3 tRNA genes are annotated in these 584 nt (G+C 51.9%); all 3 read right to left on the bottom strand.

The features are described from left to right. Positions 1–71: 71 nt before the first annotated feature. Positions 72–146, bottom strand: a tRNA-Gln gene (locus AB4Z50_RS35920). A gap of 30 nt (positions 147–176) precedes the next feature. Further along, positions 177–253 (bottom strand) — tRNA-Asp (locus tag AB4Z50_RS35915). A 40-nt stretch (positions 254–293) separates the two neighbouring features. After that, positions 294–370 (bottom strand) — tRNA-Met (locus tag AB4Z50_RS35910). Between the last annotated feature and the right edge of the window lie 214 nt (positions 371–584).

Here is a 584-nt window from a genome sequence, read left to right as displayed (position 1 = left end):
ACGGGAATCGAACCCGCGACCCTCGCCTTGGCAAGGCGATGCTCTACCGCTGAGCCACTTCCGCATATAAATGGCTGGGGATTCAGGGATCGAACCTGAGAATGACGGAGTCAAAGTCCGTTGCCTTACCGCTTGGCTAATCCCCAACATATATTTTGTTACTCTTCTTGTAAAAGTGGCGGAGCTGACGGGATTCGAACCCGCGGTCTCCTGCGTGACAGGCAGGCATGTTGGGCCACTACACCACAGCTCCGTATGTAAGCTCGGATAAATCCGAAAGTGAAACCTTGGTTTGGTTGCGGGGGCAGGATTTGAACCTGCGGCCTTCGGGTTATGAGCCCGACGAGCTACCGGGCTGCTCCACCCCGCGTCATTTACTACTAAAGCTATTCATTTACAGAACGATCACTAATGCATGCATTAGCAAGTTGCGCCCTGAAAACTGGATACGAAAGATTAGGCTTGCTGAAGCCTTTATGCTGCTGTCTACCGGATGTATGGGTCACAGTAAACGTGTTTAGGATAAGCCCTCGACCGATTAGTATTCGTCAGCTACACACATTGCTGTGCTTCCACCCCGAACC

Source organism: Paenibacillus sp. 2TAB26, from assembly GCF_052115145.1.
Taxonomy (GTDB): domain Bacteria; phylum Bacillota; class Bacilli; order Paenibacillales; family Paenibacillaceae; genus Pristimantibacillus.
Note: the sequence above shows the minus strand (reverse complement) of the source record. Positions and strands in the feature narration are given on the sequence as shown.